This window comes from Vibrio penaeicida (genome assembly GCF_019977755.1).
Lineage (GTDB): Bacteria > Pseudomonadota > Gammaproteobacteria > Enterobacterales > Vibrionaceae > Vibrio > Vibrio penaeicida.
Map to the genome: position 1 here is coordinate 1044107 of NZ_AP025145.1, position 26992 is coordinate 1071098.

Annotated in this window: 25 protein-coding genes; 13 read left to right on the top strand and 12 right to left on the bottom strand. The window is 40.8% G+C overall.

Going from position 1 to position 26992, the window contains the following annotated elements; all coding sequences use genetic code 11:
• Positions 1-11 precede the first annotated feature (11 nt).
• The 3 genes from LDO37_RS22935 to moeA form a co-directional block, all read right to left on the bottom strand.
• The gene (locus tag LDO37_RS22935; RefSeq protein WP_126608090.1) at positions 12-2246 is read right to left on the bottom strand and encodes an LruC domain-containing protein; all 2235 of its coding nucleotides are present in this window, start codon (positions 2244-2246) and stop codon (positions 12-14) included.
• 292 nt (positions 2247-2538) lie between these two features.
• The gene (moeB, locus tag LDO37_RS22940) at positions 2539-3285 is read right to left on the bottom strand and encodes a molybdopterin-synthase adenylyltransferase MoeB (RefSeq protein ID WP_126608351.1); all 747 of its coding nucleotides are present in this window, start codon (positions 3283-3285) and stop codon (positions 2539-2541) included.
• Positions 3286-3299: 14 nt separating this feature from the next.
• Positions 3300-4538, bottom strand: coding sequence for a molybdopterin molybdotransferase MoeA (gene moeA, locus LDO37_RS22945; protein WP_126608352.1), 1239 nt, complete (start codon positions 4536-4538; stop codon positions 3300-3302).
• A gap of 163 nt (positions 4539-4701) precedes the next feature.
• Here moeA and folE point away from each other — a divergent pair, with 163 nt between their 5' ends.
• A complete protein-coding gene (gene folE / locus LDO37_RS22950; RefSeq protein ID WP_126608354.1) occupies positions 4702-5355 on the top strand; it encodes a GTP cyclohydrolase I FolE in 654 nt (217 codons plus the stop codon).
• Positions 5356-5467: 112 nt separating this feature from the next.
• Here folE and LDO37_RS22955 read toward each other — a convergent pair whose 3' ends face one another.
• From LDO37_RS22955 to LDO37_RS22965, 3 genes are all read right to left on the bottom strand, one after another.
• Positions 5468-7231, bottom strand: coding sequence for a methyl-accepting chemotaxis protein (locus LDO37_RS22955; RefSeq protein WP_126608353.1), 1764 nt, complete (start codon positions 7229-7231; stop codon positions 5468-5470).
• 644 nt (positions 7232-7875) lie between these two features.
• Positions 7876-8349 (bottom strand): FKBP-type peptidyl-prolyl cis-trans isomerase, encoded by a 474-nt coding sequence (locus LDO37_RS22960; RefSeq protein ID WP_126606424.1) that lies wholly within the window; start codon positions 8347-8349, stop codon positions 7876-7878.
• 50 nt (positions 8350-8399) lie between these two features.
• Positions 8400-9023 (bottom strand): thiol:disulfide interchange protein DsbA/DsbL, encoded by a 624-nt coding sequence (locus tag LDO37_RS22965; RefSeq protein WP_126606425.1) that lies wholly within the window; start codon positions 9021-9023, stop codon positions 8400-8402.
• 270 nt (positions 9024-9293) lie between these two features.
• Here LDO37_RS22965 and LDO37_RS22970 point away from each other — a divergent pair, with 270 nt between their 5' ends.
• A complete protein-coding gene (locus LDO37_RS22970; RefSeq protein ID WP_126606426.1) occupies positions 9294-9959 on the top strand; it encodes an OmpA family protein in 666 nt (221 codons plus the stop codon).
• Between the two features lie 168 nt (positions 9960-10127).
• Here LDO37_RS22970 and LDO37_RS22975 read toward each other — a convergent pair whose 3' ends face one another.
• The gene (locus LDO37_RS22975) at positions 10128-11876 is read right to left on the bottom strand and encodes a formate--tetrahydrofolate ligase (protein WP_126606427.1); all 1749 of its coding nucleotides are present in this window, start codon (positions 11874-11876) and stop codon (positions 10128-10130) included.
• 206 nt (positions 11877-12082) lie between these two features.
• A complete protein-coding gene (locus tag LDO37_RS22980; RefSeq protein ID WP_126606428.1) occupies positions 12083-13183 on the bottom strand; it encodes a mechanosensitive ion channel family protein in 1101 nt (366 codons plus the stop codon).
• Positions 13184-13374: 191 nt separating this feature from the next.
• On the opposite strand from LDO37_RS22980, the gene LDO37_RS22985 reads away from it, so the two are divergent.
• Complete coding sequence (locus LDO37_RS22985; protein ID WP_126606429.1) at positions 13375-13824, top strand: GNAT family N-acetyltransferase; 450 nt, start codon at positions 13375-13377, stop codon at positions 13822-13824.
• A 70-nt stretch (positions 13825-13894) separates the two neighbouring features.
• On the opposite strand, the gene LDO37_RS22990 is transcribed toward LDO37_RS22985, so the two are convergent.
• Positions 13895-14107 (bottom strand): hypothetical protein, encoded by a 213-nt coding sequence (locus LDO37_RS22990; RefSeq protein WP_224055902.1) that lies wholly within the window; start codon positions 14105-14107, stop codon positions 13895-13897.
• A gap of 236 nt (positions 14108-14343) precedes the next feature.
• Between LDO37_RS22990 and LDO37_RS22995 the strand changes: the two genes are divergently transcribed.
• The 3 genes from LDO37_RS22995 to LDO37_RS23005 all read left to right on the top strand — a co-directional run bounded on the left by LDO37_RS22995 (position 14344) and on the right by LDO37_RS23005 (position 16189).
• Positions 14344-14817 (top strand): TetR/AcrR family transcriptional regulator, encoded by a 474-nt coding sequence (locus LDO37_RS22995; protein WP_399484795.1) that lies wholly within the window; start codon positions 14344-14346, stop codon positions 14815-14817.
• Between the two features lie 20 nt (positions 14818-14837).
• Entirely contained in the window at positions 14838-15242 is a 405-nt protein-coding gene (locus LDO37_RS23000; RefSeq protein ID WP_126606416.1) for an OsmC family protein, read from the top strand.
• Positions 15243-15316: 74 nt separating this feature from the next.
• Complete coding sequence (locus tag LDO37_RS23005) at positions 15317-16189, top strand: YdcF family protein (protein WP_126606417.1); 873 nt, start codon at positions 15317-15319, stop codon at positions 16187-16189.
• An 82-nt stretch (positions 16190-16271) separates the two neighbouring features.
• Here LDO37_RS23005 and LDO37_RS30375 read toward each other — a convergent pair whose 3' ends face one another.
• Positions 16272-16415 (bottom strand): putative hemolysin, encoded by a 144-nt coding sequence (locus tag LDO37_RS30375; RefSeq protein WP_126606418.1) that lies wholly within the window; start codon positions 16413-16415, stop codon positions 16272-16274.
• A gap of 637 nt (positions 16416-17052) precedes the next feature.
• Here LDO37_RS30375 and LDO37_RS23015 point away from each other — a divergent pair.
• The 4 genes from LDO37_RS23015 to LDO37_RS23030 all read left to right on the top strand — a co-directional run bounded on the left by LDO37_RS23015 (position 17053) and on the right by LDO37_RS23030 (position 19926).
• Entirely contained in the window at positions 17053-17985 is a 933-nt protein-coding gene (locus LDO37_RS23015; RefSeq protein ID WP_126606419.1) for an exopolyphosphatase, read from the top strand.
• A 123-nt stretch (positions 17986-18108) separates the two neighbouring features.
• Positions 18109-18627 (top strand): NUDIX hydrolase, encoded by a 519-nt coding sequence (locus LDO37_RS23020; RefSeq protein ID WP_101114441.1) that lies wholly within the window; start codon positions 18109-18111, stop codon positions 18625-18627.
• A gap of 335 nt (positions 18628-18962) precedes the next feature.
• Positions 18963-19442, top strand: coding sequence for a hypothetical protein (locus tag LDO37_RS23025; RefSeq protein WP_126606420.1), 480 nt, complete (start codon positions 18963-18965; stop codon positions 19440-19442).
• A 79-nt stretch (positions 19443-19521) separates the two neighbouring features.
• Complete coding sequence (locus tag LDO37_RS23030) at positions 19522-19926, top strand: PPC domain-containing DNA-binding protein (RefSeq protein ID WP_126606421.1); 405 nt, start codon at positions 19522-19524, stop codon at positions 19924-19926.
• 58 nt (positions 19927-19984) lie between these two features.
• Here LDO37_RS23030 and LDO37_RS23035 read toward each other — a convergent pair whose 3' ends face one another.
• Both LDO37_RS23035 and LDO37_RS23040 read right to left on the bottom strand, forming a co-directional pair.
• On the bottom strand, positions 19985-20677 hold the full coding sequence (locus tag LDO37_RS23035; RefSeq protein WP_221768498.1) for an RES family NAD+ phosphorylase: 693 nt from the start codon (positions 20675-20677) through the stop codon (positions 19985-19987).
• On the bottom strand, positions 20674-21093 hold the full coding sequence (locus LDO37_RS23040) for an MbcA/ParS/Xre antitoxin family protein (RefSeq protein ID WP_126606423.1): 420 nt from the start codon (positions 21091-21093) through the stop codon (positions 20674-20676). Before LDO37_RS23040 ends, LDO37_RS23035 begins: the two co-directional genes overlap by 4 nt.
• A 452-nt stretch (positions 21094-21545) precedes the next feature.
• Between LDO37_RS23040 and LDO37_RS23045 the strand changes: the two genes are divergently transcribed.
• The 3 genes from LDO37_RS23045 (at position 21546) to LDO37_RS23055 (ending at position 26908) form a co-directional block, all read left to right on the top strand.
• Positions 21546-22988, top strand: coding sequence for a substrate-binding domain-containing protein (locus LDO37_RS23045; RefSeq protein WP_224055904.1), 1443 nt, complete (start codon positions 21546-21548; stop codon positions 22986-22988).
• An 86-nt stretch (positions 22989-23074) separates the two neighbouring features.
• Complete coding sequence (locus LDO37_RS23050; RefSeq protein ID WP_224055905.1) at positions 23075-25753, top strand: ATP-binding protein; 2679 nt, start codon at positions 23075-23077, stop codon at positions 25751-25753.
• Positions 25754-26908, top strand: coding sequence for a hybrid sensor histidine kinase/response regulator (locus LDO37_RS23055; protein WP_224055906.1), 1155 nt, complete (start codon positions 25754-25756; stop codon positions 26906-26908). It begins immediately after the preceding gene.
• Positions 26909-26992 lie beyond the last annotated feature (84 nt).

Genomic DNA, 26992 nt, shown 5'->3' on the forward strand with positions numbered 1-26992 from the left:
TCATTTCTCCCTTAGTAACATTTCGCAGCAACGGCATTTGCCGCTTCGAACCAATCTGTGTGTGTGTTACCACCATTTTCGGTGTAATGCTGGAAATTAGGATAGGCTTCTAATAGATCGGTGCCTTCCGTTGGCCAGATCCATTGAGTGTCGACTTCCGCATCTTCGAAGAGCATGATTGCCCACGGCAGATTATTACTTGTTTTGTAGTATTTCCCTGTTTCTGTGTTGCTGTCGTCTTCCCCTGGCAAGTCGAAGAAACTAGTATCAAACTTACTTGTGGGTGCGTTATCCGGTAAGTGAATTTCTAGACTACGTCCTGGTGGTGTATTGAAAACCGAGCCATGAGGATACCCTGGTGTACCAAAAATAAAGGGTTTGTATGGCATAGCAGAGATTGAGCCATTTAGAGTGGGGTCAACGTAGCTAACATGAAGTTCAAATTCCAATGCCACGTCTTCACGACAATCTTTCACTGTTCTAAAGTACGAGCAGCTGTTGACTTGAGCATCGCGTGCATTCTCGATAATGATGAATGTTGTTTCTGTCGTTTCAGTACTCTCTAAAGTATCGAAGTCGACAAGTGAGCCATTGTGATACAAGCGTGTCTTAGTCGTATCGATATTGGAATTGTCGATTCCAGGGATATTGACCGCAAATCCACTTCGGTAGCTAGCACCTACCGCATCGAGTGTCCCTTTAATGACTGATTTAGCGATGTACTCAGTACCACTGATAGTTTTGAGTGTCTGCTTTATCTGATAACGGGCGACAAAGTCGTTCATGTCATAATCAGCGGTTTCTGGCCAGTTGTCTTCGTACGCTAAGGTGACATACCCTTCATTCGACGGGAAAAACTCCTCACGAGTGTCTACATCTGAAATAGTGATGATATGATCTTCCACCTCACCCGATGTTGAGCCCCCAAAATAGTCGAGCCCACTCTGCTGGCTAAAGCGGAAACGAGACCATGAGGACCCCGCAACGGCTGTGATAGGTGCAGAGAGAACAATAGTGTTTAGCCCTGCGGTTAACGAATAGTCGGTTATAACTTGATCGTAAGTGTCGGTAAATTGATTGTTTCCTTCCCAATCCATCCAAGCATTCAATGTACCTGACGTCGAGGCGTAAACCGTGATGACGTTGTCTAGACCCGGCTCAATAGAAGTGACGAAACCAACGCCGTCTTCATCGGCAGTATCAATAGTGTTGTCTGTACTGGGTGATTGCGCGGCATCGGCATCGCCATCTGGTGTTGATACGCCCATCCATGTACTTCCGTCAATCTCATGCCTCGGACCATTGGAGGCTAAAAGAGTAGAGTAGGCGTCTGGCGCATCACCAAAATCTATACCTGAGTCTGTTCCGATAATAGGTGCATTAGCACAGCGAGCACCATCATTTTGATTGGATGTAGGACCACTTGCAAAATCGACAGCGGTTATGCCGCTAGGGTCAATGTCGCCATTTCCATCGAGCGTAAGATCAATTCGATAAATTTTCCCACCTTCGCGATTAACTTCACCATCCGAAATTACATCTGAATTTCGTGATACGTAGTAGTAGCCATCGACGTCAAAGTATCCAGCACCAAAGGTTCCTAACTGACCGACATCGCCGATTTCTGAAATCGTTCCGCTTCCATCTGTCGCAAATTCGTGGAGTTTCCCTGTATTATTATCGACTCCATAAAGCTTGCCGTTCCCAGGGTGGAAAGCAAAATCGGTTAAGTTAACCGTAGAGTTTTCAGAAACGAGATCCAAAGAGAGAGTAGCATTAGGGTCGGAGTCGAGCGGTGTTAAGTCTATTTTGTACAGACCGCTATTTTTTCTGTAAACGTAATAGGTTCGGTTGTACACGTCACCGACAAAAAATGTGCTTGATGGCAGCCCTGTAACATTGAGATCTTGTACATTGTAGTTTTTACCAACACGTACCACTTTTTTGTTCGTCGTGTCGTAACCGTAAATGAATCGTTTATCGGTTCCCTCAGACTCGTCTTCACCTTCCGCAAACCCAAAATCGAATCCGACGCCATTGATATTTCCTGCGTAAGGGTTTGAGGTGTTTAACTGCTCAGTTGAACCTGTTACGAGGTTTACTCCCCAAACTTCAATAGGTGAACTCTGAAATAGAAATGCCTTGCTTGGGCAGGTATCAAAAGGGGTGACAGTGCTTGCAGAGGCATAGGTGGGCAGTGTGCCCATGATTGCAAGTGTCAGCGTACTTACAACTCTTTTTTTCATGTCGATTACCTTTGATTCGAATTCGGTAATCAGTGATATACAAACAACATGCCATATTTATGGTGTTGATTAATAAGGAAAATTATATGTCGGATTTTACGTTTCTCAAATGTGTAATCAGATTGAACGAGTTTTTCGTCATATTGAGAAATTTGAACTTGTGCGCTCAGAAAAGAGCGCGGTAAACTGAAAGGAAAATCTTTAGAATTTTGATATATCGATAGGAGTGTTATGTCATAAAAGACATGCGAAAAACGTCACCAAGCCATATTGCGTTCCAAAACAACAGCGCCTAATTACAAGTACTGCAAGTTGGGCATTTCGCGAGTTTCATTTCTCTCCAAGAAAGAGAAAGAGCATCAAAAGTGAGGAGTTTTCCAACGCAAGGTTTTCCGTAATTGGAGATGACCTTGATTGCTTCTAACGACTGAGTTGCGCCAATAATACCGACTACTGGTGCCATAATTCCGGCTTCGACACACGTGAGTGCCTGATCACCAAACAACGCACTCAAGCATTCATAGCAGGCATCATTTTCTTGGTAAGTGAAAACAGAGACAAGCCCTTCCATTCGTATCGCAGCACCAGAAACTAAAGGGGTTTTAGATTTGTAGCAGAGTTGATTAAGTTGATTTCGTGTGGTGACGTTGTCACTGCAATCTAACACAACCGTGTGAGATTGCACTAATTCAGCAAGATCCTCATCACCAAGTCTTTTGTTTATGGCTTGAACACGAATATGTGGATTCAAATTTTCTAACGAAGATTGTGCCGATTTTACCTTATCAAGCCCAATGTCTTCGTCAGTGTGGAGTACCTGACGCTGTAAGTTTGAAAGCTCGACCTGATCATCATCGATTAATGTAATGTTTCCAATACCGGCAGTAGCAAGGTACTGAGAGGCGGCGCAGCCTAATCCACCTGCTCCAAGAATAAGAACAGAAGAGAGCTTGAGTGCTTCTTGACCCTCAAAATCAAAATTCTTCAAGATAATTTGACGGTTATAGCGAAGCATTTCGCTGTCGGTAAGAATATCCATGGTGTCTCTTAATCTTAGTATAACGTTTGGTTAAACAGCTGAATCTGAACGGTTTCGCCTTGTTCTACCGTGCTTCGGTCACGTTCCAAAACGGCAAAGCAGTTTGACAAACTCATGGAACGAAATGCACCAGAACTTTGGTTTCCTGTTGATTCAACGAAAAACTGACCATTTTCGATACTGTAAATAGCTCGCTGATAATCGGTTCTGCCAGGGGTCTTTTTAAAGCGCGAACGAGTGATTGCGGGTATGGATTCTGGTGCTTGCCATTGAGAATGACCTGCGATCTTAGCGAGTAAAGGCTGCACAAGAACATACATGGTAAGCATAGCTGAAACAGGGTTGCCCGGAAGACCACAAAAATAAGCGCTGTCTAATTTCCCGTAAGCAAATGGCTTTCCAGGTTTGATAGCCAGTTTCCAAAACCCGATTTCACCTAATTCTTCTAAAATGTCTTTTGTATAATCCGCTTCACCTACACTGACACCCCCTGAGGTGACCACAACATCCGCTTGTTGTTGCGCATGAATGAATGTTGATTTTAATGTTTCTGGGCAATCAGGAATAATGCCTAAATCTATGGCGTCGCAGCCAAAATTTAAAATGAGTTCTTTTATACCGTAGCGATTGCTGTCGTATATCTGCCCAGCTTCTAACTTCGTACCGACGGTTTTAAGCTCGTCGCCTGTCGAAAAGAATGCCACTTTTGGTTTTTCAAATATACTGACATTCGCAATGCCTAACGAGGCGATCATTGGGATATCTCTAGGGGTTAATCGATGCCCTGATTCAAGAACTAAATCACCTTGGCGAATGTCTTCGCCTATTGGACGGATGTTGTTATTCAGTTCTACATCGGTTTGCAGAAATTCTACAGTGCCATCTTTAAGTATCTGCGTGTTTTCTTGCATGATGACGGCATCGCAACCTTCAGGTATTTCCGCACCGGTCATGATTCGAATGCAGCCACCTTTGTCCCAATGACCGACAAAAGGTTGCCCGGCAAATGACTTACCCGACACAGGCATCATTGCGTTTTGAGACAAGTCCGCTCGGCGGATAGCGTAGCCGTCCATTGCAGAATTGTGAAATGGGGGGACATGGATTGGAGAATGAATGGGTTCAGCTAAAACAAATCCACACGCATCGGCAATAGACATCGTTTGAGTTCGCGTTAAGGGGGAAACAGAGCCCAGCATTTTGTTCATTGCATCTTCGATTGGCATCAGACCCGGCGCGTCACAACAACCCATATAAATTACCCCATTTTTTATTCTTAACTATTTGCGGAACAATAGCATAGTTAAGGGTTTGACCCCAGTAACCTCGCTCAAAATATGGGTGTAATTATTCCAAAATACGAGTATGCTTGTCACCCATCCAAAAGGGGTAAAAGATTGCATGGGAGAAGTAAACATGCCTGGTTTGAGTGAATCAGCACTGTTAGTTCAGAAAGCGCTAGTAGAGAAGGGCATTGAGACTCCAATGTTGCCAAACAAAGTGAGTCGCGAAGAGAAAAAAGCGCGTATTGAAAATCATATGCGTGAAATCCTTCAACTTCTTGAACTGGATCTCTCTGATGATAGCCTTGAAGAAACACCGCGTCGAATTGCTAAAATGTACGTTGATGAAGTGTTTTCAGGATTAGACTATAAGAACTTCCCAAAAATCACAGTGATCGAAAACAAAATGGCTTGCAGTGAAATGGTGCGTGTAAAAGACATCACCGTAACAAGTACCTGTGAGCATCATTTAGTTACCATCGATGGTAAGGCAGCAGTGGCTTATATTCCGCGCAAGAAAATTATTGGTTTGTCTAAAATCAATCGCATTGTTCGTTTCTTCGCGCAGCGCCCTCAGGTGCAAGAACGTATGACACAGCAAGTACTTGTTGCTCTTCAAACATTACTCGAAACCGACGATGTTGCCATTACTATGGATGCAGTACATTACTGTGTGAAGTCTCGTGGAGTCATGGACGCAACCAGCGAAACGACTACTACGGCACTTGGTGGGATATTCAAATCGAATCCAGCAACTCGACATGAATTCCTTCATGGTTTGAGATAAGTTTTTAGCAAGGTTTACTTAGGTAAACGTGTTGAAATACTGCCACTAATTAGTGTTCTTAACATAAAAAGCCCAGCGTAATGCTGGGTTTTTTGTTGGGTTTGAACAAGAGTTACCTTGTTTTAAACTGGGCTACTGCTTCATCCATTTCGTGAGCTTGGCTAGATACGCCATCTACTTCTTCCATACATTGTTTTGCAGAATGGATGTTGTTATCTGAAATGGCTTGCAACTCGGTAATCGAACCACTGACTTGATTCATTACAATACCTTGTTCTTCTATCGCTGAGGCAATACGTTCTGAATTACTTTGTATTGTATCCATGTCACTGATGATTTGAGTAAAGCTATCATCCAGCGTTTGTGAATATTGCTTCGTTTGCTCACCTTGGGCATTGCACGTCTCAATGTCTGTGACTACCGTGGACATCTGAGATTGAATTGCTGTAACCACAGAGGTGATTTCCTCAGTCGATTGGTGAGTACGGCTAGCGAGTGCTCTTACTTCGTCGGCTACAACTGCAAATCCACGGCCTTGCTCACCTGCACGCGCCGCTTCGATAGCAGCGTTTAGTGCCAATAAGTTAGTTTGCTCCGCTATTTCTTGAATCATAACAACAGCGCCACCAATCTGGTCTACGTGTTGGTTAAGCGAAGTTATCGAAGCTTGGCTATTTGCTAACGTACCAGAAAGACCATTGATGTTATCAACTGTGCTGCTTACAACATCTCTACCTGATCTCGCATTGTTTGCGGCTTGGTTAACACCTTCAGCGGCAACCGCAGTACTTTCGGAAATCTCACTGATCGTAGATACCATTTCTTGTACAGACGTCGCCATTGATGTTGTGTGTTCAGCTTGAGTATCAAATTGCTCAATCACACCCTGAAGTTGAGAGTGCATACTTTCGGTGCTGCTAAACAATGCTTTGGATTTAACTTGAGAACCAGAAACGAGCTTTTCAATGCTTTCAAGTAAGTGGTTAAAGTAATTACCTAATTCTGAAAGTTCGCTTTTACCATTGATATCGACACGCATGCCGATATTGTTGGTTTCGGAGATTTCCTGAATTGTTGTGAGAAGCTTATTCATCATTGTATTGATGGACATAGAAATCTGCGTAACGGCACCTACAATAATGAGGATAATAACAAACGAGATCCCCCATTTTATTTGCATGTTTTTCTCTTCGTATGTAGCTACACCTGTTTTGAGAATTTCTGCAGTCGCTTTAAATTGTTTCTCAATCTTATGGGATCCAGAACGCACTTGACCAAGCATACCAACATTGTATTTAAGACCAATAACTTCCAATTGACTCACTACTTTTTGCGCAGAATTTTTCAGCTCGTTGCTGCCGTAATTTCCGAGAAGTGAAGGGTCATATTTGCCTTTTGAAACGGCATGATGAAAGGTATCTAAAGCAAGTTTACCCATGTCGTCTGATGAATCGAACAGACGATCGTATTCGGCATTGAAGTTACCCAGCAACCCCTCAGTTTCCTTTAGACCCAAGGTCTTGAAAGAAGAAACCATGTTACTAAAGCTCTTCTTATAGATATCCAAATCTGTAATAAGTTGGTTAGGGTAGGGGATGTCATAACTTTTAAGGCTGGACGCGATTTGAGCGTTAATTGCTAGAAAGTTATCTGCGTTTTTGTTGAATTTATCAAGGTACTTCATATCTTTGCGAAGAAGGAAGTCTTTCTCGTTTCTTCTCAGCATTAGCAGGCTGACTTGTAGGTCTGAAAGTTTCGTTCTAGCTTCGCTTAATTCACCTACATTTTTACTTGAAATGGTAGATACACCTAAAATGGTCGCAACGCCAAGGATTGAAACCAATCCCAAAAGTATTAGTCGAGACTTAATATTCATAAGCATTCTTCTTCTATTGATATAAGCATCATTAATGATAGATTTATTTATCACTAATATTCATAAAGTTAATTTAGAAATGAGACTTCTGCTACAAATAAATGTGACATTTAAGTTACATTTATATTAAGGGGTTTAACTCATTGTTTTAAAAGGGTGCATAAAAGACGTTGTATTTGAAACCCGTTAGAAGAAATATTATGAATGGGTTCTTAATAATGTTTCTCATTTACATATGAGTGTGTCACTAATGAGAATATTCAATTAAGTTCATTATGTAAAATCCTTGTTTAAATCAATTTCCTATCTGGTAACAATTATATCGACTATTTGTAATTTTTCTTTAATGTTTCTCATCAATTATTTTTTTAATCTAGATAAGTGTTTTGTCTCGAAGAATGGAAGGAAATATTTGACAGGTAAAGAAAAACCGCCCGAAGGGCGGCTTGTTCAAGAATTGTACACTAACGCACTTGAATGCTAATTGCCTTAAATACGCAAGTTACTTTCATGTTTAGGGTTTCGTTGACTATCCTAAATCTAAATTCGATGCTTTCAGTTCTTGAAACATACCCCAACTCGCGAAGAGCAATTGGGCGAACTAGTTTGATATTAGAGCATAGCAACAGAGTAAATAAGTACTCTTAATTAATGGAGAGCAATTCCACTTCAAAGATCAGTGTTGCCGCTGGTGGAATAGGACCAGACCCATTTTTCCCATAGGCGAGATTACTCGGGATATAAAATCGGAATTTGTCGCCAACAACCATTAGCTGAACGCCTTCTTGCCAACCTTTAATGACTCTGTTTAAAGGAAAGGAGATCGGCTCTCCACGATCAACGGAACTATCAAATACCGTACCGTCAATCAACGTGCCGTGGTAATGCACTTTTACTTGGCTAGTCGCTGTTGGGTTTATTTCGCCACTACCAGCGGTAATTACTTCATATTGCAAACCGGTTTCGGTTGTTTTTACACCGTCTCTCTGTTCGTTTTGCATTAAGAAGTCTTGACCCAATTTGAAATTGGCATCTGACGCTTTATGGTTTGTCCATGTGCGATAGATGAAAAAGGCGGCAAGGACAAAAATAATGATCGGAAAAACTAACTTAGACACAATGGCTCCCTTTGATTGGAAATAGCGGAATTCTATGAGGGCATTAGACCCTAAAGAGTTAGAAGATAATTTATCGTTTTGGCAATGTCTTTGACATCTTTGTGTCCAGACGTAACAACTTGATATTTGCCATTGATAATAAACGTTGGAACAGCATTGATTTGAGCTTGGTGAGTCACTGTTTCTGCGTTAGAAATGTGCTCAAACAAAGTTTTTTGCTGTTCTTCGTTGAAATCGTAAGGGCTAATCAAACCGCGAGAAGTAAACGCTTTCTCTGTGGCTTGTTTAATTTCATCTTGAGTAAACCCTTTCCCCATTTGTGCTGCTGCAAATAGTTCGTCCATCATTTGATGATCTGGCGTTGTATCCAATTGCATTTCTGCGGCGTAATAAATGAGTGCGCCTATTTGAGCGCTTTCGTTGAAGGTGACGTGAACTTTGCCAATCTTCTCTGAAAGTTCAGATTCAATCTCGGGCAGGAATTTCTCCATACTTCTGCAGTGACCACAATTTAAAGAGAACACCTCAGTAACAGGGGAAACGAGATCGGAGCTTAGCGCTGCGGGTAATAATTCAAAATGGGTGCCTTGCTTCGGTACTCCGTCATCGGTACATGCAACAAGTGCGACAGAAGCGAACAAAAGTGAAATGTAAGAATAGAAACGTTTAAGCATAATGATATGTCGTTCGAAATTGTGGCGAGTATAGTAGAAGAAAATTCCCTTCGGACATACTAAAATTTACTAGATAAACGCATTCGATCTAAGGAACAATGTAAGTCAGCGCTGCATTAGGTAGATTTTTCTAAAGATTTTAGCTGTCTGCCGATAAAGATATTGTAACCTGTATGCGTTTGCCTATTTCTGTTGAGTCCTTTGACTCTATGTTTTTAAGCTAACAAACGCTAATCAGCACCATTTTGAATTAGAGCAATTAGTAGCCTTATGACAAGACATTTCAATCTGGCTTTCATTCTGCTGTTGGGAACCCTGAGTGGGTGTACCGCGCTTAAGCCACCTAATCTGTTAGAAACGGCTCCTCGTTCGGAGGCGGAACTCATCTACCCTGATTGGGGAGAAGAGGAGATCGAACAGCCAACAACTCGCATGGAATATGTCCAACGTCAGGCTGCCCCTTCATCTGTAAGAAGCCCTTCACCAGTTAGGAGCCCAACAGGTCGCAAGAACATGACTGATATTCAAAACCTGATGGCGTATATGGACCAGAATGGAATTGGGTACAATGTGGTTCCTGGACAACATCCAGTTATTAAACTCGACAAAAAAATTCATTTTAGAACAGGATCTGCGCTGGTTACGGATGCTTCACAATATTGGTTATCAGGTCTTGGTCGGTTTCTCGCTTCACAACCGACAATCAAAACTGTGATAGATGGCCATACTGATAGCACCGGAAGCAACAGGATCAATGATTCGCTTTCGGACAAGCGCGCCATGCAAGTGAAAATCCTACTCACTCGTGAGCAAGTTCCCGCTTCAAATGTTTACACCCGTGGATATGGGAAGCACATGCCGTCATGTTCCAACTTATCTAAGCAAGGAATGGCTTGTAATCGACGTGTTGAGTTGATGTTTATAACGGACAAATGATGGTGTGATTCATACATTCGTAAGAGCGGTATATACAAGATGCGGTATACACCAGATGCGCGAAAATATTGAATATGAGCGCAATTTCGCCACAAAGAAAAAATTAGCGACAATGAAAAAGGCAACATTACGTTGCCTTTTCTATTTAACTCGAACCCGGCTAGCCGGTTAGCTTAACCCTGTAATGTTACCTTCTTCATCGATGTCTAAATTCATAAATGCTGGTTTCTCAGGCAGGCCGGGCATCGTCATCACGTTGCCGCACAGTGCGTAAATGAAACCGGCACCAGCACAAAGCTTAAACTCTCTAATGTCGACGTTAAATCCTGCGGGTGCACCTTTAACAGAAGCGTCTGTAGAGATAGATAGTGGAGTCTTAGCCATGCATACGGCGAGTCCATCAAATCCTTGTTCTTTAAACTGTGCTAACTGGCGCTTTGCCGTATCTGAAAGTGTTACTTGCCCAGCACCATATCCTACCTCGGTGATTGCCATAACTTTTTCTTCAAGCGTTTGCTCTAAGTTATATAAAGGGGAAAACTGTGCGTCTGTTTCACAAACAGAAACCACTGCGTTGGCGAGTTCGACGGCTCCGTTTCCACCTTGAGAAAAGGCATCGCTGATGGCGACTTTAACATTAGGGAAATGGGCTTGAACCAAGAGTGCTAGTGTATTGAGTTCATCTTCAGAGTCTTGCGGAAAGCGATTAATGGCAACGACTGCGGGGACGCCATATTTTGCCACATTATCTAAGTGCCATTTTAGGTTGTCGAAACCGGCTTCTAAAGCAGCAGCATCTTCATTAAAGATTGAATCTGGTAATGGTTGACCTGGTCTCAAGTCATATAAGCCCGAATTGGCCTTTAAACCGCGAAGAGTCGCAACGATTACAGCGCAATCGGGTGACTTACCGGATGTGTTTGCTTTGATATTACAGGCTTTCTCAAACCCCATATCTGAACCAAAACCGCCTTCTGTTATGGTGTAATCAGCAAGGCGAGTGGCAATTCTGTCTGCAATAATGGAAGAGTTACCATGTGCAATATTGGCAAATGGACCAGCGTGAATGAGTGTAGGAACACCTTCCAATGTTTGCATCATCGTTGGCTCAATGGCTTCACGCATCGTTACCGTCATCGCTCCGGCAACGTTTAAGTCTTCTGCTGTAATGGGTTCACCATTTAAATCATAGGCGAGCACGATGTTCCCAATTCTTTTACGTAAGTCTTTTAGGTCCGATGCTAACGCCAGGATTGCCATTAACTCTGAAGCAGCGGAGATATCAAAGCCATCCTGCCTTTCAAATCCATTGATTGTTTTACCTACTTCGTTTTGACCAACAGTGACCATTCGCAAAGCACGATCGTTATGATCCATGACCCTGCGCCACACAACGCGTTTTGGGTCTATCTTCAGAGCTTTTAAATCATTTCTTTCGGAGAACAGCTCATAACCTAAGCGTTGTTCATGATAAATCCTAGCATCAAGGGCTGCTGCCGCTAGGTTGTGTGCGGCTGTCACCGCGTGGATGTCACCGGTTAAATGCAGATTAAGCTCTTCCATCGGTCCGACTTGGCTATAACCGCCACCAGCTGCGCCCCCTTTAACCCCAAACACTGGCCCCATAGAAGGCTGTCGGATACACGCCATTACAGATTGACCAACTTTTGCTAAACCTTGAGATAATCCGATGGTTGTAACGGTCTTTCCTTCGCCAAGTGGTGTGGGTGTAATCGCGGTAACGACAACTAATTTACCTTCAGGGTGATCAGCTAAACGGTTAAGGGCATCGAGCGATACTTTCGCTTTGTGTTTACCATGAGGTGTATATTCGGTTTTGGATAATCCGGCGTTGAATGCAACAGTGTCGATAGAAGAAAGCGGAGTCGTTCGACAGATTTCGATGTCGCTTAGCATTTAAATCCCCTTTAAGGCGTGAAACTAGTGACGTAAACGTTTGCGCAGGGAATATACCTTGCAATTTATCTTTGTAAAGCCTTTTTACTAGTAGGGGATTGTAGCGTGAAGGTGGTGTGAATAAACAGTAGGATTTGTTTCTAGAAACAGCGAAACAGTAAGAAGAATGTTTCGCTGTTTTAATGAGCTGACGTTAGAGTGTACTTCTATTCTGTGCTCGGGTTGCTTTGAAGGAATGGCGCGTCGGGCGCGTCAATTTTTAACGTTTGAGTTGGGTACGCGACATCAGCATCGTGTTTGTGGATGATTGCCATTATCTCTAGAAGAACGTCTTGTTTTACTTCATGGAAGCGAACCCAATTTACGGTCTTAGTAAAGGTGTACACAAAAAAGTCCAAAGATGAGGCACCAAAAGCGTTGAAGTTAACAATCAGTGTTTGGCTGGTATCAATGTCTGGGTGGTTTTGAAGCATAGATTTTACATCTGTGATGATCGCATCCACTTTTTTTGTATCGTCGTAGCGTAATCCGATATTTTCGTAAATCCGACGGTTTAGCATTCGAGACGGGTTTTCTACGACAATATTGCTGAATACCGAATTTGGCACATAAAGAGGACGTTTATCGAACGTACGAATTATGGTCATGCGCCACCCAATTCGTTCTACAGTACCTTCGATTTGTCTGTCTGGTGAACGCACCCAATCGCCAACTTTAAATGGGCGGTCGAAGTAAATCATCATGCCACCAAAAAAGTTTGAAAGGAGATCTTTGGCCGCTAGACCTGCAATCAAACCACCCACGCCACCAAAGGTGAGCAAGCCCGAAAGGCTAAGCCCTAGGCTTTGCATAACCGAAAGAACACCCATGATGATAAATGCTAAACGCGCGACTTTTGCTATCGCTTGCACGGTGGTCTCGTCTCGTTTTTTCTGAGAGAGAACTTCATCTTCAACATTGGTAATGAGGCGGAGCACAATCCAGACGGCAATTGCAATTCCCAGCAACATTTTCAAGGTTTCTAACCAGTTTAAAGAGCTCTCTAGGTACGTTTGTAAAATGAGCCCGATAGAAACCATGGCTGGCCAGCCCCAAATTAGCGCGCTAACGGGCGTTTTTAATGAATGAACGATTGCGTCGTCCCAACGGTTTTGTGTTTTAGAGGCGAGAGACTCTATTCGTGAATAAATGATGCGCCAAGCGATCCAAGCAACCAAACTTATGCTTGTCATTATGACCACATCGCCAAACCAAGTTTGTTCTAACAAATGAAATTGCTGGGTGATTGAGCTTGCTAGGTTATCCATCGATTTTTCCATTAGGTTCAATATTTGGCATTTCTATTCGATATGCCATCAGGTAGCGCAGGTGGTTGATTGTAGGCTTAATTAAAAAGCGGCTCAACTAGAGAGGTATGCAAACGACATTTCTAGCTTGAAAACTTGAGATCATGTACGAATATTAAACGAGTGGATTATAAAATAAGAGTCAATAATACATGGTTAGTATCAATCCATTGGGTGAGGAATTAATGTGTGACGCCGTCACTCATTCGGCTTTTGATCACTTTAGTATGGTCTGTAAAAAACGCTTTCGTCAGTCATTAGAGCAAGACCTCTTTCACGTTCTGTTGCTTTTTTCTGAACAAGGAAAACCAATAGGATATTGCTCGTATTGGACCGACATTGTCGATAGTGAACGTTACAGCGGATGCCCAGTTTTCTTCTATCAAATCCATTATGTGTTTATTCAACCTGAATACCGCGGGAAAAAATACTCGGTACTGATGGCAAAGCGCGTGGTATGTAAAATGTTAGAAGAGCTGAGGAGCAGAAGGGATGTTGCCGCTTTTTGTGATAAATCTGTGTACACAAGCAATGAAGGCAACGCTTATGGTCGCCATATTAGAAACTGGCTTTCATGCACTAAACAGTTGCCGTTTGTTTGAGACGCGATACCTGCACCGTAATTAAAACTCTATAGCAAAGACAAAACGCATCACTGAAGGTCAACAGGCCTTAAGAAATCAGCTTCTCTTTCTGGCGAACCTGACGCTGCTTCATGGAGTTAAGAAACACTTTCACACCATCTTCATACCCCAATATAATGAATAGAAACCCCATCCCCCCAAATAAAAGTATGGTTGCCAGTATTGGAGCCATTAAATAGCTAAATGCCATTTGAAAGGGCACATATACCCCAAACATCATCAGTCGCTTTATCAATTCCATACTATTCTCTCTAGTTAAAAATGAGCGTGCTCATAAACTAAGTTGAGCGCGCTCAAAAATCAAGTGAATTTGGAAGAAAGCGTGTAAATTGAATTGCGCAATGTGGCAGAAAAACGGCAAAATAGGTGCAGTGAATGGTGGTCTGAAGAGCCGTGTATATTTGAAGGTGTGTAAGTTTGCAAAAAGAGTCTAAGAGAGAGCGTACGAGAAATCATATACTGACGTGTGCGTGGACATTGTTTGAGGAATGTTCATACACGGCGACAACCACACGCCAGATATCGGAAAGGGCTGGAGTGGCAAATGGTACCGTTTTCTCTCATTTCCCTACAAAATATGATTTATTGACTGCGGGCATACAGGAGAGAGTTGCTTGCGTGTTGAAAGAAGCCTCAGCCAGCGACACACAATCTGAACCTTCAGAAAGGCTTGTCCATTATGCGAGATATTTATATCGCTACTACTTGGATAACCGCGAATTCGCTATAGAAATTTTTAGAGAGTTGATTTGGCAACCAGAGCGTATCGAAGCGCAAATTGTTGAGTTTCAGGCGCGCCTCTATTCAAAGCAACCTGAATTTGATGTTCTAAAATCGAGTGTGCTGATGGATTTATACTTTATGGTATTGATAAAAGGGTTAAATGACTCTTCCAGTACCGCCGATAGCATGATAAAAACGCTGGAAAGAAAAGTTGCCTTAGTGGCTTGATAAAATCAAAGAGAATGAAAATGAAAGCAGAAGTAAAGTGGATTGATGGATTCAAATTTCTAGGCACGTCGAATTCGGGGCATTCACTTGTGATGGACGGCAGTGGGGGTGAACACGCTCCGAGTCCGATGGAAGTTGTGTTAATGGCGTCAGGCGGATGCAGTTCAGTCGACGTTGTTGATGGGTTGAAGTCTAAGAATCAAAAAATCACAGATTGTGTCGCCGAAATCAGATCCGAAAGAAGGGAAAGTGCCCCTAAGCTCTTTACCGAAATTCATATTCATTTCAAAGTTACTGGATATGAACTCGATGAGTCACTTGTCGCGAAAGTAGTCTCCGATTCTTTAGAAAAGTATTGCTCCGTTTGCCTTATGCTTGGTAACGGAATCGAGATGACACACAGTTTCGAAATCATACCAGCTTAATAGATTCCTATGGCTGCTTACTAAACGTAAGTAGCCTCACCTAAGGTCGATATTCCCTAGTTATTCGGTAAAGCATGCAAAAATTTTTGATAGTGGTTCTAGGTAAACGCCTAGTTAACAACCAACTTACCCTTGAGTCTCGCTCTAGGGTCGAAGGATTAGTTCAATTTCTGCAATCATTAAACAACACCGATAAAAAAATAGTGATTGGCTTTTGTGGAGGGGTCACTCATGGTAATCAGAGCTCAGAAGCTGAAGAGATGCATCGGTACTTTAAAGCAGCGTCTTTGGGCGTAAAACTTCCTGTCATTAGCGAGATATTAGTAGAAAACAATTCGACCAGTACGGTAGAGAACATTCAAATGCTCTCTTCTATTTTGATTGAGTGTGGAGCCTTCAAAAGTAACGAAGAAATCCAATTGGTCTTAGTTTCAAACGACTATCACTTGGAACGTATTTTTGAAATACAAGAATTGATTGATGAGCAAGGCTTGCTGAGAGAGCTACAAAAACGCTGCTTGACTGAAGGGATAAAATTAAGCATCCCTTACTGTATCGATAAGCATGTTGCTGTTCGCTATCCATATGCTCAGGAGCATGACAATGCAAAACTCTTTTTACAAGTTGAGCGTTTGACCACTTATCGCGTCTTCCTTGAAGGCGTTTACGCAAATAGTATTGTTAGACCACTGAAAGAAGTTCAAAAGATACCCTTAAGCATTGCGTTTAGCTCACTCAAGCAAGCTCGCGAAATAGCCACCCAGCAGAATCAAAGTATCGTACTGTCTGTTTTAGATTTAATCGAACGCGCGGTTAAGGAAACGGAAACGACTCTAGCCCTACGCACTGTTCGAGAAGTGTTAGGAGTATTAGACGTGAATTTAAATATGCTAAACAGAATGCTCGATCCCGAGCTTATGAACGATGAACACTGGTGGAAGCGTTAAGGTACATCATAGGAAATCCCTTTCTCGCTGAACCAATTACCGTGTGGGTACTTGGGTTTAAGTTACCTATATAAAACGCAGCCTAGCTGTTGTTGCGAAAATATTCCCATTCCTCAATGCTCGTCCCGTCTTCGAATTCACAATAGCCAATTTGTCCGTCTTTTGTATCAACAATATTTACTTTACCGCCTTTCTTTACACAGAACTCGGAGGCAGGGTTCGCCATCGATAAGGCAGCAGCTTTGTCACGACTATTATTTTTTTCAGCGCACCCGGTTAACAGAGCTCCTGAGCATAAAGCAAAAATTAGAGTGTTCTTATACCCAAGTAACCTCAAGATGCTTGGTTCAGCGAGAATCAACTGGCTTTCAGACAAGGCAACGATATGAAGATCTAGTCATTCTAAATCAAGAATCGGTAACGCAGTATGAAAGCCAATTAAACTCGCCCTTGGGAGCCCATATTCTGTCCCACTTCATCGTCAAAGAACTTGGAAAGGACTCGCCATTCCACTGCGTTCTTTTCCTTGAATTGAAACAGAATATGAGGCTCTGAATCCTGCATCTTGAGGTCACTTGGGTATAAACATGTTTAACCCCTAAAAATCTGATAATAAATGGTAATTTCTTAGAAATGTAATCTCAGTAGCGGAAAAAACAGGTGAAGGGGTCTATATTAACAGTGATATTTAGTTTCAAAGTCGATAAACGCTTGCTGTTTCGAGTTAAAAGTAAAGCCTAGAATACTTCGATGCCGCTTCAGCAAACTATACGTAGTTTACCGTGAACTTGAAATAGGTATTATGTCAAATCAATGAAAGTTTGGCATTGGTATATGTTCAATAACAGGCAAGGAAAGCAAAAATGTCTGAGAAAAAATTTCGGCTTGTAACCCGTAGTGACTTCGATGGATTGGTTTGTGCAGTACTTTTGAAGAAGTTGGATTTAATTGATGATATTAAATTCGTACATCCAAAAGACATGCAAGACGGGATTGTAGAAATATCAAGCGACGATATCGTAACTAACCTGCCTTATGTTCATAATGCGCATTTAGTGTTTGATCACCACTTGTCGGAAACCATAAGAAACACTGGTGATAGACCAAATCATATTATTGATCCAGATGCACCATCGGCTGCTCGTGTGGTTTGGGAACATTATGGTGGTGAAAAAGTATTTCCAGCATCATGGAACGACATGATGGTTGCGGTTGATAAAGGCGATTCAGCGCAGTTTACGCGTGATGAAGTTATTGATGCTCAAGGTTGGAACTTACTCAATTTCTTAATGGATGCGCGTACTGGTCTCGGTCGATTCCGCGAGTTTAGGATCTCAAACTATAACCTCATGATGGATCTGATCGATTATTGCAAGAATCACACAATCGAAGAAATACTTGCTTTGCCGGATGTGAGTGAGCGTATTGATCTCTATCGTGAGCACAATATTAAATTTCAGGATCAAATCCAGCGATGCGCTACGGTTCACGATAATTTGATTTTGCTCGATCTCACTAACGAAGACGTGATTTTCGCAGGAAACCGATTCCTCATTTATGCACTGTATCCACAGTGTAATATTTCAATTCATAAAATGTGGGGCTTCCAGAAACAGAACATTGTTTTTGCTACAGGAAAATCTATCTTCGATCGTGGTTCTAAAACGAATGTTGGCGAATTGATGCTTAAGTATGGCGGTGGTGGGCACCAAGCGGCGGGCACATGCCAGATCGCGGTTAATAGTGCTGAATCTGTCGAGAAAGAGCTTATTGCAACTATCAATGCTGATGGCTAGCTCTTTTAATATCCAGTAAAATTCGATAACCGAAACCCCAAAAAAGCTTTGCGTATGGCAAAGCTTTTCTTTTTATCCCGCCGCCGTTACACTCCGCGCTGAAGTCAATTAATCAGCGATAATATGAGACATTTAAGAACAACACGTCACCCTGATATCGATCATCTCGACGATAAAGTGATATTTAATAGAAATGCAGCGAGAGCTATTGTTTTACGTGGTGAAGATATCCTTATGCTCTATACCGAGAGATATCATGACTACACCATACCTGGTGGCGGTTTGGACGAAGGTGAAGATATTATTGCTGGAATGGTTCGAGAGCTGGAAGAAGAAACAGGTGCTCAAAACATCCGTAACGTTAAGCCTTATGGCATCTATGAAGAGTTCCGACCATGGTACAAAGATGATGCAGATATCGTTCACATGATTTCATACTGTTACACCTGTAAAGTTGACGACCAACTTGGGGAAACAAATTATGAAGAATATGAAATCAAGAATGGGATGAAGGCGGTATGGATGAATATCCACGAAGCCATTGCACACAACGAACGAACAATGGCTGAAAGCGACAAAAAGGGTATGAGCATAGAGCGCGAAACCTATCTATTGCACCTTATTGCCAAGGAACTTATATAAGCCTCTTTTCAGTTAAATTCTAGGTTATCGATTTAGCATCATTCTTTGATAGATCGACACTCTTCTGATGTTCATCCATTCTGAGACTTTAAGAAGCCACCTCCTTTATGCATGACGAGGTGGTTTTGCTTAGGCGCTGCAAAATCCCTTTCTATTTCTATTATCAAAGCCCTTACCATCTGAATTTCAAAGCATTTTTATATCATCCTTAAATGAAAATGTTCAGGGAAAAAACAGTGTATGCGTGCCCGTAAAAAAGATCAGATTTAGGTTGTCTCATATAATAATGATACTGTATATTTAAACAGTATCTAGCGATTTACTAAGGAATTAGCATGATTGGGTCAAAATTTGGCAAAGACAGCTTGATTTATCGCCATTTCTACGAGGTCGTCAGTGTAGCGGTAGGCATTTCATTGTTTGGCTATACAATGGTGCTTACAGAAATGCTCAATGGCTCATCACTTAACTTTTTACTTGCTATTGCATTATTTTTAATTTGGGCATCTATCTTTGCAATACAGTTTTTGGCTAATCGACGTGTCTTGAGTACCATGGTGTGGTTAGACGATTTCATCTATTTAGTGTGCCGCTCTTTAATTTTGTCAGTTGCTTTATATCTATTTACTCTGATCATGACTCTATCACTCACTCTGTATGGCAGTTTCGAATCGAATATAGAGAAGCAAATGCTACCCTTGCTCATGGCTACATGTTTGTTAGTTGTTTCTTTAATCGGGATGAAATTTACCTTTCGTAAGCCTCGCCAATACTCCAAATCGAGATTTGACCATATGCTAAGAGCAATGAAATAGGATGGCTTAAATTTATACCTAGCAACGCGAACTGGATTGGGTATAAGCTTCCTTTTTCACTAAAAGGTTATGAGTTCCTATGAATCAAATTATCCCTTTCGCATTTCGATTTCAAAAAGGGGCGGACTTAAAAGGTGCCATTGAGTCTGTCGTGATAGAAAAGGGTATTCAAGCTGGTTCTATTGCGTCGTGTGTTGGAAGTTTGTCTAGCTTGCATATACGGTTAGCTGGAGCTCAAGAATTTTTAAAGTTGGAAGAGCCACTAGAAATTGTCTCTATTATGGGGATGCTAACTCACTCCCATCAACACATACACATTTCTGTTGCAAACCGAAAAGGAGAGGTGTTTGGTGGGCATTTGATGCCTGGTTCAATCATTGATACTACTGCAGAGCTGATTGTTCATAGCTACAGTAATCTGGTTTTCACACGTGAGCCTGACAAGAGCACCGGTTTTACTGAGCTTGTAATAAAAACGAACTAGCAAAAACAAACAGTATTTAGAGCGGTGCTGCTTGTGTACTATTCCGCTCAAGTCGAATTTAATCTCCGCAAGGAGAGACCTTCTCAAACTTTATGATTTTTCCATCGCTATAGAATGATTCAAAGTGCGCCGTTTGAACCACCCTTTGGATGAGTTTTGGAGAAAACAGAGCGAAGCAAATCTGTTCACTTTTTACTGACCTCACAGAGTAGTATTGAAGCCCTTCTTTGCCGATTTGTTTTAGCTCTCTAGCTAACTGCTGGCTGGCTCCGTAATTGTTAGGATCGTAGATCGGATTATCTAAGCTTACGGATGTCAGGTCATGCAAGTTTGCGGAAAATAAACACTCTAATCCACGGTAGGTAATCACATCAAAAGGGCAATTATCGATATTGTTCATGTAACGAACTTGATGGTAGGAGATTTCTTCTATTGCGGTATCGACTTCTTGAGCACAATAAAAAGCACCAAATTGACCGTCGTTAAATCTACCGCCATCACGACTTAAATGCACAAACGGCGCGAGAGCATAACTGCAACCAGAAATCCCAAAAGGTATGTCGTTTAGTGCGACTAGAGATAGGTTACCTACTTCGTTTTGTATTCGGGGGTTGGTCAATTCTTGAATGGCGTATAATGCCGCGAATTCATCCTCACTTGCAACGTCATCAAATAAAGTAATTGGAGGATATTTAGAAGGAATGAGGCGATACGCGATTTGGTCTTTGAGTGATTTTACGGAGTTATTCATTGCCATTGACCGCCTCGAAGCGCATTAATTCGGTGGTATACGTCGTACAAAGAGCCGAAGTTACCTCCCTCGATAATTTCAATAGGGGAGCGACCATTAAAGAATGGATTGTTGTTTTTACGTGTCATGAACCCATAGACAAGCTCTGGGTTTGTAAAAACTGTTCTCAACACACCATGAATATTCAGAATAAGACTAATTCGCTCCAAAAGATCATTGCTTATACTGAGCGAACTTGGGTTCGCTTTGGCTTTAAAAAACTGGCTTTTCTTTAGGCCAAGAACCTGCATCATCTGGTTATTGGTTAAAGACCATTTTTCCAAAATACTCAATGCGGCTTTTAAGCCTGTTGTGCGTACTTCTTTATCTTCTGTAGATAAACCGTTCGTAAATACAGCGTTAGTCGAATGAACCATAAACCCACCTTAAATTCGTCCTAGCTTAACACCTAAACATAGTCCAAAAATATACTATTATTTAGATAATGTCCAATTATAGACTTTAGTGACAAGAGAAAAGGTGTATCTGTAACAACAAGGCAAGAAATCGCTGCATTAAAAGTGACACTCTTCAGTTTGAGCCGTCTACTCCATTCACCGAAAAAAACTCAAATGACTGGGCATGATTGTTTGAACAAACCATCAAAATAGAGGTGTTCAAATAAAATTCTTTGACTCTAATATTCGGTGGTTGGAGTTTTAAAGAAACCTAAACTATCTTTTAAATGTGCGTTTCCTCCATAGCTATTTAGACGGGATAACTGGCCAGATAGAGGTCTCCACTATTATATATTTCGTTCAGCCTTAGCATGAATAATTAAAAAAAAAAGGCTGATTTTCTAAAATTTAAAACGGTATTGGGTAATAAAATGTGGAATTCTAGAGCAAAGCTACTGGCAATATTTTTTGCAATGTTAATTATAAATCCGCTGAATTCGATAGCCGAAGAAAAACAGAAAACGGTTGCCATAATTACCGTTGATTTTCAATCAAATACAATGCTCCGGTTTGGTAATTCTTTTTCCTTACGGGCTAAGGAGTATGGTTGGAATGTGATTAAAGCCGAAATTTTCGGAGATTATAGTAAAGCCGATGATTACTTTGACGATTTTATCGATCGTGAAGTAGATGCAATATTTAATGATATGCTCGATCCTAATCTAATTGAATCCGCACTTTTGAAAGCAAAAAATGCAGGTATTCCGGTAATAAATGGGGATGCAGGATTCCACAAGGATGTAGTAACAAATATAACTTCAAATAATTATTTTTTATCAGCCCGAATCACCAAGTTTTTGTTTGATAAAATGCTCGTCGATGGCAAAAAGGAATTGCTTGCCATTACTTGGTTAGATCATCACGGTATTAGAAAAAGAACGGACATAATGGAAGCGATATTGGCTGAATATCCTGATATCAAATTGGTAAAAATGCACCACACGAGCATTCCCGGGCAAGTGCAGGACTCAAGAAGTTTTGTGTCGGACTATCTTAAAAACAATCCTGATTTCGACGGCGCGGTTTGGGCGGCATGGGATGAGCCCGCAGCAGGAGCAACACAAGCCATATTAAATGCAAAGAAAGGGAACAGCGTTTACACCACAGGTATTGATGGAAACAAATGGACATTTGACATGATCAGGCAAAGGCCTCCTTTTTTGGCATCAGAATCTCAGAATTTCGAGATGATGGGAAGGCAGGTGGCAGATTGCATGAATGATATCTTCAACAAACACAACGAATCAGAGAAAATTTATTGTGGTGATGTCGTGCCTTATAACTTGTACGTACCCACAATACTTGCCACTAAAAACAACCTTCCGCAAATTGGTAAGTTTCCATGGAGTGAAACCGGAGAGTTTTCTGACCAATACATCCAATCTTCATCTTGGCCGAAGATTGAAGGCAATTGGGGAGCAGATACAAATGATGGGGAAACATTGAATGATTACACCCTGTCAGCGCTAATTACACCATTGCTGTTTGATAAAATGACAAAAAATAATAAGACGGATTTATTGGTTGTTACATCAGAAGAGAATATCGCTTCTAGAAGAAGAACAAGGATCATGGATGGAGTGTTGAAAACCTACAGTAATCTTGATCTTATGGGACGAAGCCAAGTTACTGTTTCGGATAAGTCTGTACAAGAAGCACAAGCAGCAGTAGAAGAATTTTTGAAGAAAAACCCTGACTTTGAGGGGGCAATCTGGTCTTCAGTCGATGTATTGAATGAAGGCGCTGTAAAGGCGATTGCAAACCTAGGTAAAGAAGACCGTGTATACACACTGCTTGATGTTGGACAATTTTGATATGTATTACGGTTACAATGAGATGCGTAAGTAAATATACGCATCTTTTTCATTTGCATAGTTCCACTAACTAAGCAGAATATAAAATGATAAAAAATTCCAATTTATTCAATAGCATTCGCAGCAAACTTGGAATCCCTCTTTTAATCGTATTCATTATTATTAGCACCATTTTAGGTGTGCTTAATTATTACCAGTCAGAAAAAGAACTAGAAAGACAAGTTGAAGAGAAAATGGACGCAACCTTAACCCGAATGTCGTTGGGGTTAGGGAAGTTACTCTATAACATTTATAGTGATCAGGTATATCAAATCATTATATCTGAAATGAATGATAAAGAGTTTCATTCAATTCTTATTAAAGACTCAACCAATACCTACGTAACACATGGTCAAACCAGAGATGAAAACTGGGAACTCGTCGGTTTAAACGAAGACTTTCAGGACATCAACGAAAACCTCTATTATCGGGAAGAAAATATTCTTTTTAATTCAGTGGGTTCAGGTAACTCTGCTGATGATGAAGTAATTGGGGTCGCAAAGGTCTACATTACAAAAGATTTTCTAAGAGAAAAGTTAACTGATTTAATAATAAATACCATAGTAGAAAGCGTTGTGCTGTTTGCGGTGCTATACGCTGCTATTTATATGATTCTTATGATTGTTGTCATCAATCCATTACAAAAACTTAAAATGTCTTCAGACGAGTTAGCTAAGGGGAATTTATCTTGCGATATAGAAAAGGATAGAAAGGATGAAATTGGAAGTTTAGCCAACAGCTTTGCGATTATGCGAGATTCGATTCGTAAGAAAATATCTGATTTAAATACCTTAAACACAACGGGAGAAGAACTTTCTGAAATTATTTCGGTAGATAACCGTGAGCAATCGGAAATCTATATATTAACGACTATTAAAAACGTTCTAATGAGCTATCTACGGCTAGAATCTTGTGAGATTTATCTATGGAATGATACAAGACAGCAAGCTTACAAAGGTTCTGATGAAGTTCATAGCATTGACGACCTACTATTAAAATCAATCAATCAAAAGCAAACAGAATTCGCAGAGAACAATTCGGATCTGAGATGCTGCATACCCATGATCCATGAACAGAAGGTCATCGCCATCTTCGATACAAGAGGCAAGGTTGGAAGTGTGCAGCGTCAGTACGTCGGAAATGAATTTGTTTCGACCCTATTTAGAATGGGGGCTACTGCGATTTTAAGAATGACAATGCTGGCCGATATTAAACGGTTGAACCAAGATTTGGAAATGCGTGTAAAAGAGCGGACTGAAGAACTTTCAGTGGCACAGTTGCAGTCTGAAGAAGCTCGCAAAAAAGCTGAAATTTCCAAAGATGAAGCCGAACGGGCTAATCAGGCGAAAAGTCAGTTCCTATCTAACATGTCACATGAGTTGAGAACACCATTAAATGCAGTGCTGGGCTTTTCTGAAATGCTAAAGTCGCAGATGCACGATACAAAAAGTATTGGCTATTTAACAGCAATCAGCAGTGCTGGTAACACGTTGCTTGCCTTGATCAATTCAGTTCTCGATCTTGCTAAAATTGAATCAGGCAAGATGGAACTGGAACATAACCCCACTTCGCTTAAGCAACTCTTAAATGAGCTACACAGCTTTTTCTACAAGCAAGCTAGTGAGCGAGATATCCTTTTTGAAATCCAATCCAGTGATGACTTAGAAGGGTGTGTATTACTTGATACATTGAAACTCAAACAAGTATTGATAAACCTTTGTAGCAATGCCGTTAAATTTACACGCGATGGTAGCGTGAAAGTTAGCATTAGGACAACGCCTTCAAGTATTGATGGAAAGGTTGATATCTACATCGATGTTATCGATACAGGTAAAGGCATTCCAAAATCACAGCAGCAGCGTATATTTCATGCTTTTGAACAAATGTCAGGTCAAAAAAGCTCTGAATACGGTGGTACAGGTCTCGGGTTAGCTATTACTTTAGAGATTGTTCATCTAATGGGGGGGGAGATCAATGTATCGAGTGAAGGTCAAAATATGGGTTCACGTTTTAGCATTATGATACCCGATGTAGAGAAGTGTGATACACAACTACCTGACACGATTAATGAAAGTCCTCAAGTCTCCTTCGAAAAAATCGAGTTTGAACCCGCGAAAATAATGATCGTCGATGATATCCCATACAACAGAAGTCTTATATCGAGTTATTTGTCCGATTGGTCTTTCGACATAATGGAAGCAGAAAATGGGCAAGACGCACTAGAAAAAATACATGGTTTTAAACCAGATTTAATTCTTACAGATTTAAAAATGCCTGTTATCGATGGACAAGAGCTATGTATTAAACTCAGAGAGGATTTGGGAACCAATTGTATGCCGTTAGTGATGGTTACCGCCTCTGCAATGGTCGACGAACAGCAAGAATTACTCAAAGTATGTAACGACCTACTGACTAAACCTTTAGCAAAGCAAACACTAATTAAAAGTTTGATTAACTATTTAGAACATTCAGTTATTGAAACGAATTCAAATAATGATGAAGTAAAAGATGAAGCAGAATCTCAAGAAATTAATTTAAAATCACTATCTCCAGAGCAAAAAAACACACTAATTGAGCTTATTGAAATGGGGGACACAAAAAGCGCGATAAACTTATGTGAAGAAATGCCAGTCGAGTTAAGTAATGAATCTCAATGGGTAATAGAAATGTTAGAAGATTTTGAATTAGCAAATCTTTTGTTGAAATTAAAGGCTAAAGATAAGTGATTGAATGGACGTGTTGTATTTGCACTAAAAGCGGGGGAAGTTAAAATGAAGGACATTATGATAGTAGACGATACACCTGCTAATCTAAAACTCCTAGAATCAATTTTGACTGGCGAAGGCTATAACATTAGAGTGGCTATAAATGGTGAAATGGCCATAAAGAGCATTGCTAATAATGTTCCGGACTTGGTTTTGATGGATATTAACATGCCTGGGATTAGTGGGATTGAAGCGTGTAGACAGTTAAAATTAAACTCTGAGTTATGTGACGTTCCTGTTGTTTTTATTAGTGCCAATTCGGACACCAATTCAATTGAGGAAGCATTCGCAGCGGGAGGGCATGATTATATAACTAAGCCATTTAGAGCCAAGGAAGTTCTCATTCGTGTTAAAAGCGTACTATCAATATTAGAAGCACAAAAAGAGAAGTATCGCGCACAACTTTTTTCAACCATGATCAATATCATAATGGGAGTTGCACATGAAATGAATACGCCTATTGGAGTATGCGTTACCTCAAGTAGCCATCTTCTAGATCAAACGAATAGGATGAATGGGAAACTAGAATCAAATAAACTTACACGCGATGATATAATAAGTTGGATTGAACAGGAAGAAAGTATATCTCAGCTGATTACTACAAATCTTAATAAATTAAATCAATTAATAACAGCCTTTAAAACATTGCCAGTACATGATCTTCCTGATGTAGAAATAGTAAACCTTCAAGATCTTATTTGTGATATTGGTAAATCTAAAGAAAAAGAACTTGAAGAGAATAATGTTACGCTAAATCTGGCTTGCAACGATATTATTGTTTCAACAAAGAAGAAACTTATTATCAAACTATTCGATAAGTTAATTGAAAACTCTCTCGATCATGCATTCGTTGATGGTGGCAATAAGGTGATTGATATTGACCTAGATAAAAATGGTAGGGAAATTATTATTACATATCAAGATAATGGTGTCGGCATGGATTTTAATGACTTAGAAAAGATTTTTGACCCATTCTTCACAACCAAGAGAATAGACAAACACTTAGGATTCAGCGCAACTATTATTTATATGACTGTAATATGGGGACTAGAAGGAAGTATTCACGTGAAGTCGGAAGAGGGATTAAAATATAATATAAGAATACCGATTAACTGATGTGAACATAAGATAACTAAGCCATCTGGCATAAGCACTAACTCACCCGATTTTTTCTCGTTTCGTTAACCTCTAAAAAACCGA